This is a genomic window from Pectobacterium versatile, from assembly GCF_003932035.1.
GTDB classification, from domain to species: domain Bacteria; phylum Pseudomonadota; class Gammaproteobacteria; order Enterobacterales; family Enterobacteriaceae; genus Pectobacterium; species Pectobacterium versatile.
In genome coordinates, this window is record NZ_CP034276.1 from 613,981 (window position 1) to 628,249 (window position 14,269).

Consider the following 14,269-nt stretch of genomic DNA (forward strand, 5'->3'; position numbering starts at 1 on the left):
CCGTTGTTAGGTTCTCTGTTGTTGGGTTTGCTGCCAGTTCCTTCTGACCTAAGTCGCCAAACTAAGCGGTCAGGAAATGATCTGTCAGTAAAATGGAGTGTATCCCTCGCAACGGTAGATTCGACGCCCTTTTCAGAAGTTTACATAACCTTATTAAAAACAGTGTTATTACATGACTTTAATGTAGTTTTGGCAGGCAGTCCTGTTGGGGAGGGAAAGTAATGAAATCCCTCTATAGAGCATTCTGCTCCTGCAATCATTGGCGCTATAAAGACGTTGATGAACAGACCGTTTTTTTTGAAACATTTCACACTGAGGATGCAGGGGAACGCGCACGGTCACTTCTGGCGAATACATGGGGTGTTCCTGAGTCCTCAGTCATTGTTTACAACGTTTTTCCGGAAGAAGAATTGTCCCTTCTCTCCCTGGATAATACAGGGTCATCTAGTGACACTATGCTGTTTGAAACTGGCTGGGATCAAGATGCCAAACGTCCCTGCTATTTGGATGATTTTCCGTTAATGCTGGTTTCTCCCAGAACACATGAGCGTCTGATTAAAGCATTTATGAGTATTAGTCAGATTGGCTGTGGCGGAAAGGAGGCTGTGCATGGCTAGCTCCCAGACGCAACATCTTCCTTTTTCTTTGGAAGCCGAGCAGTCAGTTCTCGGGGCATTAATGCTTGAGAATAACCGTTGGGACGATGTGGTTGAACGGGTCGTTGCCGGCGATTTTTATAACCGTGCACATCAGCAGATATTTAAGGCTATGCAACGGTTGGTCGAGAGCGGCCAGCCCATCGACCTCATAACGCTGTCAGAATCAATCGAAAAATCCCCTAATAACCTGTTTGAGTCAATTGGGGGATTTGCTTACCTTGCAGAACTGGCCAAAAACACGCCCAGCGCAGCAAATACGAATGCCTATGCCGAGATTGTCAGAGACAGAAGTCAGGCTCGCCAGTTGATCGCATTGGGTAAAAAAATCAGCGCCGATGCAATGTCTACGGCACATGGGCAAATAAAGGTTTCTGATATTGCAGAACAGGCTGAGCAAGCGCTTTTCAATATATCGGAACAGCGTGAAACCAAAGGCGAAATAGCACTCCAGCACGGATTAACGCTGGTTGTAGATCGATTGGAGCGCAACAACGCTGTATCCGATGGAATAACAGGAACACCCACAGGATATAGGGAGTTAGATAAAGAAACGTGCGGTCTTCAGGACGCCGACCTAATTATTCTTGCTGCACGACCGTCAATGGGGAAAACATCTTTAGGGCTAAATTTTTCTGAAAATGCGTTTGGACTAGTATCCGATAAACCCATATTCATATTTAGTTTGGAGATGCCAGCAGAGCAGTTGCTTATGCGGATGACTGCATCTATCGCAAAAGTCAGTGTACAGGCAATGCGTAGTGGTCAATTAGATGATGAAGCTTGGGCTCGAATATCTGATGCCCTTGGCATCATGAAATCTTGGGAAAACCGTCTAATAATTGATGATAACAGTGACTTAACCCCATCCTTGTTGCGTTCTCGCTTACGCCGTTTTATTCGCAAATACGGTAAACCATGCTTAGTCATGATTGATTACTTACAGTTGATGAGCTCTCCTGGTTCCGAAAACCGTACCCAGGAAATATCGGTAATTTCTCGTTCCCTCAAAGCCATTGCCAAGTACTTTGATGTCCCTCTGCTGGCTCTATCTCAACTTAATCGTGCATCACAAACCCGAGCTGATAAACGACCGACCCTATCCGATCTTAGGGATGGTGGTTCTCTGGAACAGGATGCGGACATGATTATGTTCATCCATCGTGAAGAGGTTTACGACTCGAATACATCAGACAAAGGGTTGGCAGAAATCATTATTGGTAAACAACGTCAGGGACCCGTGGGCACGGTAAAACTAGCTTTTGATGCACAATATACGCGCTTCAGGGATTTGAGTTCTGGCTATGGGGAGAAATACTAATGAATAAAAAAATAGCCTCGTTACAGCTCGGCAACGCAATGCTGCAAGGCAGTCGTGAGCCCTCAACGGCTCAGGTTTCCGCATTGCCAGTCAATGAAATTCCGATGGTGCTGACGTTGGACCAGATGGCTCCTAATCCAGACAACCCACGTACTACACGTAATCCCAAATATGACGAAATTAAAGAGTCTATTCGTCATAAAGGATTAGTCACTGTACCTATAGTCACGCGTGACCCTGACCTCCCTGATGTCTATATATTCAGTGATGGCGGTAATACCCGTCATAAAATTCTGAGTGAACTATGGGAGGAAACTCGGGAAGATCGCTTCTTTCGTCACACTGTTATTTTTAAACCTTGGCCCGGCCGGCTTAAGTGTGTCATTGGCCATCTGGTTGAGAATGAAGTCCGTGGTGAGCTGGCTTTTATCGAAAAGGCCTTTGGTATCCAGAAAGCCCGTGGAATTTATGAAGAACAACTGGGTAGATCTGTATCACTGCGTGAGTTAGAGGAATTGCTAGCAGGCGAAGGATTACCAACAGACAAATCCAGCATTAGCAGGATGGAAAATACGATAACTTTCCTGCACCCCTATATGCCGAATTTGCTTGAGTCGGGATTGGGAAGACCTCAAATAAAAAGCCTTTTATCACTTAGAAGCGTAGCGGAAACTGTTTGGTCTTCTTACGATTTTAGGGCGACACCACTAATGTCTTTTGAGGATGTTTTTGGTGGGTGCTGCAAAAAATTCGATTCTCCAGATGACTGGTCACTAGAAATATTCCGGGACGAGTTTATCGGCGCCCTGGTCAGTGCTTTACCGCACCCGTCTCTTAACTACGACCGCTGGGTGATGGAATTAGATCCGAAAGTGCGTAATCAGCGCAAGCTGTTCGGCGAGACTGACCCATTACCAGCATTCGTCCATGAGCCCCCACTTGAAGCCGCAAATAAGGACAAACGCGATGATGATGCTGGTCTAAAATCTGTACCTCAATCTTCCCAGCAGTCTGGAAAGAATGACGACAGGCAACATTTTTCAGCACCGCCTTCAACATCTGTGCCTCCATCGTTAAATAGCGCAACTGATGAACATTATCAGCATATCGATGAAGACGATAAACATGATGATGAAAGCGTAGAGGACAGTGAATCCTTGGGCAATAACAATGCCTTCTCTCATGACAATCTTTCTGGGTTGGCAAACAGCTCGTGTGAAGGCACAGATAATCAGACCACATTCCCTTTACCTTCTGATGAGCATTCTACTCAGCAACTGGCCTCTTCTGCTTCTGTGCTTTCTTTTGCTAACGAGGGTCTGGAACCCGTCTCTGATATTTGGCAGATCTCTGCGTTTCAGGATGACATAGAACATTTACAGGATAGCGCCTATCGACTGGCATTTGAGCTGGCTGAGGTTATGGGCTATCCCAATGAAATCCAGGAAGCGAAAGGGCCTCTTGAGGCTGGCTATATTGCCCCGATGATATCTAAAGCACCATTTATTCTGTTTCTCAATGGGCTGACTGGCCAACAAAGCAATGAACCATTCAATATATTCAGCTTCTGCATGAATGTTATCGGCTCTGCGAATAAAGGGGATTCTCCTGTTCTTGATGATATGTACACCGTAAAAATATTACGTCTGATTCGGGTATTGCGTCGTTTACGCGAACATCAGCGGCAGATCGCCACGGAACAAACAGAGCAGTAAAGAATGGGAAAATTGCGTTTACAAAGTGGCACCTATTATGAGGTGCTACTTAATGCACTATCCAGTGCAATAAAAGAGAAAGAACGGCAGATTCAGGATGCGTATACGGATGATGTCCAAACATTGGATCGGTGCGGGGAAATACTCAGTCAGCATGATGTGTGTGACGTTTTCTTAAAAACAGCGAATGAATGTAAACCGCTAATCGATGATTTTCGGTGTATTCATACGTATTTATCGGATAAGTATTTAGATAGTTCAAAAAGAGATGAATAACATTTTACAAATGGAGATGTTTTATGAGTGAGAGTTTATTACAAATAGCAAATGCATCCCAGTCAGCAAATAGCCTGCTGACTCAATTAGTGATGGATTTAAAAAGTGGTCACATTCGTCGATGTGAGTCCCTTGGATTAAAACAAGAGGAGATGCAATTACTGCAAAGTTTGACTATTGATGACCTGCATTATATTTCCAATAGCTCTGTCTCTGTATTGCAATTCAACATTCATCACGAAAATTTTTACCGTCTGGTTCAGCATGCCCGCCGTGAGCAAATGCGTACGCAGCGCATTGATCGTGCGTTATCACTAGGTGGCTCTATTGAACTTATGCAACACATGTTTGGGCTATCCAGTCTGGAAGTGGCCAATCGACGACGCATTGCTGGCATTGACGTACGTCCTGGGCGAGGTGTTGTCTTGAGTGAAGAGGAAAGTGCCACACTTTGGCAACGTTGGCAGTTGGCTACTGTAGAGAATATCGATAGCGGCGAGGGGCTGGATGTCATGATGTTAGCCGCAGAGCAGATGGATGTGTCTTTGACTGCTGTTTGGCACGCCGTTCGGTCGTGGAGTCAAACGCATAGCATGAATGCTTCTGCTGAATCAGCAAAAAAAGCGATGTCACGGTGAGGATAATAATGAGTTCTCGTTTATGTGAAATTATGCCGGGATTATATGCTCCAGTAACAGTTCCGAAATCACATTACCATAAAGCTAAAAATCAAATTCGACGTTTTCGGCAAGGAGAGAGAAACTACACTCGCCTTTTCGATAAAGGATCTAGATATCTAAAAATAGATATCGGTCCATTCTGGCGATTATTGAGCCGAAATCAAGGTGATTCATGGGAGTTAATGAATCATGAACGTTATAACAAAGAAATAAGAAAATAATAAATGATATAAGGTGGAGTGTTGCAAAAGAGAAATATTGAAAATGAGTCAATAAAAATATGACGAGTCAGTGTGTTTATGCTGCATCTGATTTTTCGGATGCAGAAAAAAATGCATTGATGTTTTTTATCGCGCGCCAACAGCCGGATAAGAAGCAGTCAGCGATAAGGACAATGATATGAATCTGCCGGCAGACAGCCTGATAGCTTACACCGTTGAGAAAATGAACCTCCGGTTGGCTGAGCGAATACCCAGCGATGACGCGGGACAGCTGCGTAGCGGGCTACTTTATATGGGGAATGTACATGATGCATACCCCAGACGTTTACTATTAGATACTAGGTTATCTCCTCTGGATAAGATGGCCTGGATGATGATCCGCCTGTACGCCCAGCAAAATGAAGGGGCGATTTTTCCCACCTATGATGAATTACAGCTTCAGTTAGCGTCACCCCATAAAGGTAAGGCCTCCCGGGAGACAATCAGCCGCGTACTGTTGATGCTGAGGATCACCGGCTGGCTAAGTTTGTGCAAACGCGTTCGTGATGAAAAAGGCCGAGTTCGCGGAAACATTTATGCGCAGCATGATGAACCACTCTCATTCCTCGATGCTGAGATTTTCGATCCAGGTTGGCTGGATACGGTTGCTGAAGCATGTCAGAACAAGAACAAAACTATCAGTCAGACAGCATGGGAAGTATTGAACGAGATCAAAAATGACACCACGATGCGGCATCGTCATAGTCGTATTGCGCTTATTGAGAGCCGCCTGGGCTCCACCCAAACACCGCAACAAATGGCAGTCAGACAGGCTGCTCGTCACCCTGGTTCGGAATCCGAACTAAGACAAAAATCACCGAGTTCGGACACAAATTCACTGAGTTCGGTATCCGAACTCAGTCATCCTGAAGAGGATAAATCACCTGGTTCGGAATCCGAACTCAGTGGTATTTCAAGGGGTTGTCACTCAGTTCGGAATCCGAACCGTTACGTACGTAGTAATACACAGTGTGTAAAAAGAAATACGTACGTACTGCCGAGCACGTTCGAACAGTTGCTACCGATGGTCGATCGTAGCATGGTGACGGAGCAACTTCAGGCACTGACCAGCGAGCAAGCTGAGCAGGTGCTGCAATCGATAAGCAGGGCGCTTTCTGACGGAGGGCTTACTAACCCGATTGGCTGGCTACTGTCTGTATTGAAACGAGCCCGTGATGGAAAACTTTTTACTCAAAAAAAACCGACACGGCCTGCGCAGCCCCAAGCTGCAGACGCGCTTTTCACGGAGGGTATGCGTGTGTCTCCTGAGGCGGCAACCGATATTGTGCCTAAGCCTGTTTCAGACAAAGAGTTCGTCCAGAATATGCTGGCTGATATACGGAAAAAGTGCTCTCCGAGATAAATGGGATTGACCAGTGTTTGGTTGCTTATGCTGAGTTGGTTAAATATTGGTCAGTGTTGCCACTGGCAACAGCGATTAAAAAACAACCATTGCATGATAGTTTTAGGCGATGTTATACGAATATGAAAGTTTATATAATAGTGTGGCTGGGCGAGTTGGGTTTTTGGTGGTACGTGTGTGCTCTTCTCGTCCCGGCACATTTATATTTACGTTTTCTCAAAACTGGTTTTGAATTGAGCTGATAGCTCCTTTTCCCTGAATATTTCTATCCCAAATCAGAAATATTTCAGGTCAGAACAAGGAGTCCGCGATGTCAGATACAGAAAACGGTGTGAATAAAGATACTCAGCAGGAGCCCGCTTTACCAGAGCCGACAACCCCATATCCTACCACTCAGCCTTCTCGTGAACGAGAATCCCGTTCCGGTGCATTGAAATCATCCTTAACTCTCGATCTCCATACTCATTATGCTATCAGGTTATGGGACGGGCGCCGCAAAGAGCAAACAGCGACAGCTGATGTGAATTCACAACGGCCCCCTCGCCATATTTTTAGTATGCCGCAAGTGATATCACGTGCCGGTCAGGTATATCAGGCATCAGTTGTCGATAATCCTTATGCTGATGCACTGCTGGTTAGATTGGAAGATGCCATTGAAATATCTACAGATAAAGTTCAGCAAGTGGTTCAAGAGATATCGGAGATCCTGAAATCTATCCCTGTATCAATAAAGCTAACCGACGTTGTGTCTGTTTCACCACTAAATATCGGTGTTTATAGCAGTTCTCCGCTTGGATATCGCTGTGTCTGGCTATTGGTCGGCTACGACCAATTAGCGATGAAGGTATTTCAGGCTTTCCACTATGGTCTTATTTCTCGTGCAACTCGCGATCAATACTTGGATAAGGGAGGGTATGCGATCAGACAGATATACAGCATCGTGCAGAATTACCGTGCTGTTGATGTTACCCGCAATGATATTCTCGCCAAAACGCCAGCAGGCCTGAGAGCTATTGAGCTTTACGGCGAGCCTGATGCTGACATTATGTCTGGGAAAGTGCGTTCTTCTTTTTCTGCACGGCTTTCTCCTATCGGGGGGGAGTAATGCGTTTATTTTTATGCGAAAAACCTTCTCAGGCTAAAGACATCGCGAAAGTTATGGGAATAACTCAGCGTGGTAAAGGATTTCTCTTTGGTAAGGACATTACAATTACTTGGGCTATTGGTCACCTTCTGGAGTTGGCTAATCCTGAGTCATATGGCGATGAATTTGCTCAATGGAGCCTTGATTCTCTGCCAATGCTACCCTCACAGTGGAAGCTTCTTGTAAAGAAAGATACGTCGGATCAATTCTCTGTCGTTAGTCGTTTGCTTAAGCAGGCTGACGACGTTGTTATTGCGTCAGATGCAGATCGGGAGGGGGAGGTTCTGGCCAGAGAGTTACTGGATTACTGCCATTTTACTGGAAATGTAAAACGCCTGTGGTTGAGTGCGCTCGACGACGCTAGTATCCGGAAGGGGTTAGACAATTTGTTGCCCGGGGAAAAAACGGTTCGCCTTTATTACGCAGGAATGGGACGTAGTAAAGCGGATTGGTTGATTGGCATGAATCTGACCCGCCTTTATACCTTAAAGGCTCGTGATAAAGGTTTTGGGCGACGTGATGTATTGTCTATCGGACGAGTGCAAACGCCAACGATGGCACTCGTGGTTCGTCGCGATCTTGAAATCGATAGTTTTGTGCCAAAGCCCTATTGGAAAGTTTGGGCTGAGTTAGAAAAAGATGGGATTCGGTTTACCGCAATCTGGATCCCAGCCGCTGGTTATTGTGATAGTGAGCATCGATGTATACAGCAGAACGCAGCATTGGCAGTAGAGCAACTGTGCCGAAATACTGAAACGGCCGTGGTACTTGATGTCACGATGAAGCGAGATAGGACCCCTGCACCTTTATGTTTTAGCTTAAGCGCTCTTCAGCAAGTTTGTTCTCGTAAATGGGGGATGGGGGCAAATCAGGTACTGGGTATCGCGCAAGCACTCTACGAAACACATAAAGCAACAACGTACCCTAGAACGGATTGTGGATATCTACCTGAGTCAATGAAAACAGAGATTGACGAAGTCCTTTCTGCGCTTGTGCAATCCGATCCTGTTATAGCCTCTGCTGTGCAAAGAGCTGATCGCTCGTTTATTTCCCGTGTCTGGAATGATAAAAAAATCACTGCGCACCATGCCATTATCCCTACTAGGCAATCCTTTGATATGGCGAAATTATCACAGGATGAATTGAAGGTTTACTCCCTCATTCGGCAACACTATTTGGCTCAATTTTTTCCGCTTCAGGAAGCTGATGTAACTGAAGCTACGTTTAATATCGGTGGGCAACTATTTCGGACCCGAGGACGTATTAGTGTTGTTCTTGGCTGGAGGGCTCTTTTTGTCGACGAGAAAGAAGATCATGTAGCCACTAAGGAGCTGGATGATAACGGCGGTGGCGAGTTACCCAAATTAAGTCAAAACGATTTATGCCAGGTAAAGGGGGGAGAAGTTAAGTCTCTGCAAACGAAGCCTCCATCTCATTTCACTGACGGAACGCTCATTGCTGCGATGGAAAATGCGGCAAGTTTTGTTACTGATCCTGAATTAAAAAAGGTACTTCGTGAGAATGCAGGCCTGGGAACGGAGGCAACACGTGGTGGAATTATTGAAACATTGTTTAAACGGAATTATCTGGAGAGAAAAGGTGCACATATTTATGCGACCCTAATCGCCAGAGAACTGGTGGCGGCTCTACCAGATACGTTAACAAGCCCTGGCATGACGGCGTTGTGGGAGCAGTCTTTGGAAGATATATATCAGGGAAAACTCTCTCTTGAAGTCTTTATGCAACGCCAAACAGAATGGACGCGTATCTTGGTTGAAAAGGGTAAACAGCAGGTAATTTCACTAACGCCTCCGGTTACTCCGCCATGCCCAACATGCGGTGGTATTACTCAAAGAATAAAAGGTGACAATGGAATGTTTTGGGGATGTATAAAATACCCTCTTTGCAAAGGCGTTGTAAGCGAAGGAACAAAAACAAAAAGTAAATCAGGTAAAAGGACCGTAAAAATTAAGAATAAACCGGTTACCTGACAAGCGGTATTTTTGATATTGTAATTCTGCTTTGATGCAATTCGTACCTCGCAGGCTACGATGTAGTGTGATGTTCTTACGGGGAACTGAACGCTACGAGCCCAGCAGATGGCTACCGCACACTAGTCGATCTGTAAGACGCATACCCTCCGTGAAAAGCGCGTCGGGAAACTTCCCCGGAGCTACATTGAATACCTCAGGGATATGGTACACCCCACTAGACGGTGTCGGATAAAACCGACACCGTTTTTATTTTTACTGGCATATAAACAATTTAGGTTTGACGATACTGCGCTGTGATTTAAAAATGACCGTGCTTAATCGTCATCTTCGATGACCACTAATGATCCGGTGACTCGTGAGGATCGCTTTCGGGTAGTCACAAAAGAACACTTCTGTAGCCTGCAAGGAAGAACACGCTCAGTTGCGTGTGGTAAATCTGCCAGCCTTTGGAAGCAGATATCACCAGGTAGTTTAAACGCCGTTGCGAGCGTGGTGATGAAGGTCCGATTTTACTAACCAGACAAGTCAGGATAACAGCTGATCCTGACCCTTGACGGGAAAAACAATTCCCTCAATGGAACTGTTTTCTCCGTCGCACCTTATTTAACACTCCTGGAGAAATACAATGTCTGCAAATAACAACTCTCAAGCTCAAAACAATTCTCAAGCTAACAAATCAGAATATTTTAATCTTCTGATTAATGGATTGGGATATGTCAGTAATATTCGTCACGTTACTGGCACGTCAGGATCATTCCTGAGTTGTGTCATTAACGCATTAAGTGGTCCGGCAGATAAAGCGAACTATGTTCGTTTTGATGTTACCGTTGTTGGTAAGGAAGCAACTGACCTGATTGCGCGCTGTCAAAAAGCGTCTGATGAGGATAAGAAAGTCCTTATTGGTTTCACACTGAGTAATCTCTCTGCTGAGATTTTTACATTAAAATCCGGTGAACATGCCGGTGAACAGCGTGTTAGCCAGAAAGCCCGATTGATTAAGGTTGACTGGATCAAAGTGGGCCAACAACAGGTCTATAAAGCTGAAAAATCTGACTCCGTGCCTCCTCAGAATAATGGTACCGCTGCGGCTAAATCCTATGCGAATAACTCATTCTGATAACTGGTACTCATTATAAACACCTCGCTTGCGGGGTGTTTTTCAATGTAAAAGGAGACAAATTATGGCTTCACGTGGTGTTAACAAAGTTATTTTAGTTGGCCATCTCGGTCAGGATCCTGAAATTCGCTATATGCCGAATGGTGGTGCAGTTGCCAACATGACATTAGCGACCTCTGAATCCTGGCGGGATAAGCAAAGTGGTGAACAAAAAGAGAAGACCGAATGGCACCGTGTGGTGATTTTCGGGAAGCTCGCTGAAATCGCTGGCGAATATCTCCGCAAGGGATCTCAGGTTTACATTGAGGGATCATTACAAACGCGTAAATGGGCCGATCAGGCTGGAGTAGAACGCTATACGACTGAAATTGTCGTTAACGTTGGCGGCACATTGCAGATGCTAGGTTCTCGTCCTAACAACAACCAAAGTGCGGCTGGTACTTCATGGGGAAAACCTCAGCAGCCCGCAGCACCATCACATAGTGGTACACCTCAGTCACCCGGTCCAGCAGGCAATGAACCACCAATGGACTTCGACGACGATATTCCGTTCGGCCCGCTCGGTTTGAGTATTTCGAACCATGGGCTTTATGCCATTTCTTAATCTCATGCGCCAGGGTTGTTCTGGTGCTTTTCTTATTACCTTTCCTTGCGGGAGAATTTTCCCGCGGGAAAGTTCTCCTAATGAACCGAATTAGGAGAATATGATGAACAATATACCTTCTTTTTTTCATACACCCTATGAACCAGGTATTTCGCTACGCGAAGACATCTTCAATAGACAGTTCACCGCTGACGTTATGGGCAGTGTTGAGTACCTGGAAGATGATCGGAGCGGTTCCTTTTACCGAACTGAATCACTTCAAATCTCTGGCGGTGCAACTCTTGTTGAGGCGATTGATCGATTGATGACCCTTTATAGCAGTGATAGCTGGCCGTTTCGTGATGAAGATGCTGATTACTATGATCCCGACCTTGGGCATGATTGTGGGCCACAAAGTTTTTATCCTAGCCAGATCAGAATTCTAGATAGATTCGGAAGGCTGGTCATCGGGGGTGTCTTTGCTGGCGATGGTATTTTGTGGACTCCGCCTGTTTCTAGTGATGTTGAGGTGAATCAATTGTATTCCCAATGTGAAGAACTCCGCAAAGAAGCGGCGATTGAAGCATCATGGGATAATTATTCGACCGCGGAACGAATGAGAGATAAGGCAAACACTCTATTGCTTGCTGATGTCGATCGGCACTGGCGGCAGTATCCGGAAGTTCTTGCTCTTGCTAGCTAAATTGACGGGTACTTTCTTACATGACAGACTTAGTAAAACACTTACTTTTTCTGTGATCCTTCGGGGGTAAAATGACTACTCATACTCGATACGAGACTGATGTTGTCGCCTGGTCTAATGAGCAGGCGGAACTTTTACGTTCCGGTAAATTTTCAGAGATCGACGGCAAAAACATTGCCGAGGAGATTGCAGACGTGGGTAAGAGCGAACAACGGGAGCTGGCAAGCCGCATGGCTGTCTTGATTGCTCACTTACTGAAATGGAAATATCAACCGGAACGTCGTGGTTCGAGCTGGGAAAAGACGATCAAAGCGCAGCGTAAAGATGTGGCATACGCGCTGAAAGAGTCTCCGAGCCTGAAAACCAAACTGAATGACCCTGATTGGTATGATGTGATCTGGTCTAAAGCCGTGGCCATTGCGGCGTCGGAAACACAGCTGGAAAACTTACCGGACGAGCAAATCTGGACGGTAGAAGATGTGCTGTATTCTGAGTTTTGGCCAAATTAACCTTTCTCATGTAGCTATGGGACACTAACGCTGGCTTCGGTCAGCGTTTTTCTTTTCTGAGCACGTTTTTAGTTTAGCGTTGTTCAGTCCGGGCTTGTCGGCAGAATAACCACCTGATTTTGAGATTTCTCTTAAACACGGTGGAGACTGATGACAAGACCTATGCGGCACCCTCGAAATACGCCAGCTACGACGACGCTGGCATGCCTTTCTGCTGCAATGCTGGTAGTGGGGTGCGCACAACAAACAACCTCTTCAGTTTCCCGCCCGGCTGTGCAGCCAAGGACGAACGATATTTATCAAAATCGTTCACCTGAAGTCGTGCGTTATGACCGTTACACACTGGTCAGCACTCGCCCTGCAGATTCACAACGCGATCCACTCAACCAAATGATCGACATCACCATGCCGCCACAACTGGTGCGTAGCGTCGGGGATGGATTTCGTTATTTGTTGCTGGAGTCTGGTTATTCGTTGTGCCCCTCAACGTCATCAACGTTTTCTGAGCTGCTTGGTCGACCTTTGCCAGGTGTCCAGCGCAATATCGGTCCGGTTCGTCTCAGTGAAGCGTTGCAGATAGTTGCAGGGCCCGCGTGGCGGCTACGCGTTGACGATGTGAATCGTGAAGTCTGCTTTGCTCTGCGTGATGAATATCGTTCGTTTGCACCGGCCGCTTCTGCATCATTGTCTACTTCCCCCGTTAAATCGGCCATTTCTGTCCCGCCCCGCACTTCCGGAAATCCTTTTACGAATCCAGGGGCGCAGACGAAATCAGGCATGTTAAAACCGGACAGCCAACCCTTACCTGTACCAACCCTGACAACGCTTTCGCCGACAGCGACAGAGAGTAAACCTTCGGTATTGGCTACGGGGGTACCTGTTTCTGTGAACAAGCCGGTCGCTTCTGCCTCCATATCGAAACCTTCTGCTGCCGCCCAAACAGCCCCGTTGTCTGCGCTGCCATCACCTGTAAAATCCTCAGTCGCTCCAGCTCCAGCTGCAAAATCAATCCCGGCACCGACGACAGCATTGCCGCCGGCTCCTGTCGCGCAGCCGCCAAAAAAAGATGAAACGGCAAAGTTGCTTTTGACGTCGTCTAAGACGAGCCCAGCAGTAGTTGCACCTGTGGTCCCGACGCCAGTAGCTTCTCCTGTTGTGGCTTCTGAACCCAAGCCCGCACCTGTTATTACACCAGTCTGGAAAGCCGATCCCGATACCACCACATTACGTGAGTTTTTGACGCGAAAGGCTTCCTCAGTCGATTGCCCCTATGGCGGAAAATGGGCTGTGGTTTGGCCGATCAATGTCGATTATCCCTTGCCGCCTCGCCTGGTTATTCATGGCAGTTTCGATGCATTTGTGAACCGCATTTTTTATTTATATGGACCAGAAAGGGTGGATGGGAAAGTGGATACCCCGCTCTATGGCCTCGCTAACCGCAGCCAGTGTGTTGTTGTGGTCTCTGATAAACCCCTAAGAACAGGGCTGAACTGATGCAAGGCATGTTGGTGTTAATGGCGTTGTTAGTCCTGGTTGGCGGATACCAGGGGGCACGCTCTACTGGTGATTTGTCGGTGGATACGGTCATAGAAACTTCTACGGCACGCCAAATGCTTCAGACAGCCAACACGCTAGGAAGGTTAAAAGCTCTGGGGGGAAATGTCCTGTCCTTATGTCCCGGGAACCGTCCTTCGAATCTGCTTTCAATCCCTGGTTTGGAAGATAACCCAGACATTTACTGCACCGAATATAACGGACGAGTTTTCGTGTGGGCAAAAGAAAAACCAGGTATGGCCAGGGTGTTACGTGAATTATCACGCGACTCACGCCTTCTGGCTCGTATCAACGAAGGGCGTGTGAATACTCTTGTTGACCCCGCTCCCTGGCCAGTTCCATTGCCTGCCGGCATCACGGAAGGCTCTTTGGTATACATCAACTAAGAGAAGAC

At 46.4% G+C, this 14,269-nt stretch carries 15 protein-coding genes; all 15 read left to right on the top strand.

Features of this window, described 5'->3' with window-relative positions; genetic code table 11:
* Positions 1 to 221: 221 nt before the first annotated feature.
* The 15 genes from EIP93_RS02750 (at position 222) to EIP93_RS02820 (ending at position 14,261) form a co-directional block, all read left to right on the top strand.
* The gene (locus EIP93_RS02750) at positions 222 to 617 is read left to right on the top strand and encodes a hypothetical protein (RefSeq protein WP_052510506.1); all 396 of its coding nucleotides are present in this window, start codon (positions 222 to 224) and stop codon (positions 615 to 617) included.
* On the top strand, positions 610 to 1,977 hold the full coding sequence (gene dnaB-PI / locus EIP93_RS02755) for an SPI-7-type island replicative DNA helicase (RefSeq protein WP_044209331.1): 1,368 nt from the start codon (positions 610 to 612) through the stop codon (positions 1,975 to 1,977). Before EIP93_RS02750 ends, dnaB-PI begins: the two co-directional genes overlap by 8 nt.
* On the top strand, positions 1,977 to 3,692 hold the full coding sequence (locus EIP93_RS02760; protein WP_044209333.1) for a ParB family protein: 1,716 nt from the start codon (positions 1,977 to 1,979) through the stop codon (positions 3,690 to 3,692). Before dnaB-PI ends, EIP93_RS02760 begins: the two co-directional genes overlap by 1 nt.
* Positions 3,693 to 3,695: 3 nt before the next feature.
* Positions 3,696 to 3,968 (top strand): hypothetical protein, encoded by a 273-nt coding sequence (locus EIP93_RS02765; RefSeq protein WP_044209336.1) that lies wholly within the window; start codon positions 3,696 to 3,698, stop codon positions 3,966 to 3,968.
* Between the two features lie 23 nt (positions 3,969 to 3,991).
* Positions 3,992 to 4,606, top strand: a complete 615-nt coding sequence (locus EIP93_RS02770; protein WP_044209339.1) for a DUF2857 domain-containing protein — start codon at positions 3,992 to 3,994, stop codon at positions 4,604 to 4,606.
* 8 nt (positions 4,607 to 4,614) lie between these two features.
* Positions 4,615 to 4,869 carry a ParE family toxin-like protein gene (locus EIP93_RS02775; protein ID WP_072014162.1) on the top strand — a complete coding sequence of 85 codons (255 nt, stop codon included), beginning with the start codon at positions 4,615 to 4,617 and terminating at the stop codon, positions 4,867 to 4,869.
* A gap of 178 nt (positions 4,870 to 5,047) precedes the next feature.
* Complete coding sequence (locus EIP93_RS02780; protein ID WP_044209342.1) at positions 5,048 to 6,271, top strand: STY4528 family pathogenicity island replication protein; 1,224 nt, start codon at positions 5,048 to 5,050, stop codon at positions 6,269 to 6,271.
* Between the two features lie 310 nt (positions 6,272 to 6,581).
* Positions 6,582 to 7,376 (top strand): PFL_4669 family integrating conjugative element protein, encoded by a 795-nt coding sequence (locus EIP93_RS02785; protein WP_080738478.1) that lies wholly within the window; start codon positions 6,582 to 6,584, stop codon positions 7,374 to 7,376.
* A complete protein-coding gene (locus EIP93_RS02790) occupies positions 7,376 to 9,406 on the top strand; it encodes a DNA topoisomerase III (protein ID WP_044209346.1) in 2,031 nt (676 codons plus the stop codon). Before EIP93_RS02785 ends, EIP93_RS02790 begins: the two co-directional genes overlap by 1 nt.
* A 628-nt stretch (positions 9,407 to 10,034) precedes the next feature.
* Positions 10,035 to 10,526, top strand: a complete 492-nt coding sequence (locus EIP93_RS02795) for an STY4534 family ICE replication protein (RefSeq protein WP_044209281.1) — start codon at positions 10,035 to 10,037, stop codon at positions 10,524 to 10,526.
* A gap of 64 nt (positions 10,527 to 10,590) precedes the next feature.
* Positions 10,591 to 11,130, top strand: a complete 540-nt coding sequence (locus tag EIP93_RS02800; RefSeq protein ID WP_044209279.1) for a single-stranded DNA-binding protein — start codon at positions 10,591 to 10,593, stop codon at positions 11,128 to 11,130.
* Between the two features lie 100 nt (positions 11,131 to 11,230).
* Positions 11,231 to 11,812, top strand: a complete 582-nt coding sequence (locus EIP93_RS02805; protein ID WP_125232250.1) for a hypothetical protein — start codon at positions 11,231 to 11,233, stop codon at positions 11,810 to 11,812.
* Positions 11,813 to 11,883: 71 nt separating this feature from the next.
* Positions 11,884 to 12,321 carry a DUF29 domain-containing protein gene (locus EIP93_RS02810; protein WP_039512823.1) on the top strand — a complete coding sequence of 146 codons (438 nt, stop codon included), beginning with the start codon at positions 11,884 to 11,886 and terminating at the stop codon, positions 12,319 to 12,321.
* Positions 12,322 to 12,471: 150 nt separating this feature from the next.
* Entirely contained in the window at positions 12,472 to 13,815 is a 1,344-nt protein-coding gene (gene pilL2 / locus EIP93_RS02815) for a PFGI-1 class ICE element type IV pilus protein PilL2 (RefSeq protein ID WP_125232251.1), read from the top strand.
* Positions 13,815 to 14,261, top strand: a complete 447-nt coding sequence (locus EIP93_RS02820) for a type IV pilus biogenesis protein PilM (RefSeq protein ID WP_116164956.1) — start codon at positions 13,815 to 13,817, stop codon at positions 14,259 to 14,261. Before pilL2 ends, EIP93_RS02820 begins: the two co-directional genes overlap by 1 nt.
* The last annotated feature ends 8 nt before the right edge of the window (positions 14,262 to 14,269 follow it).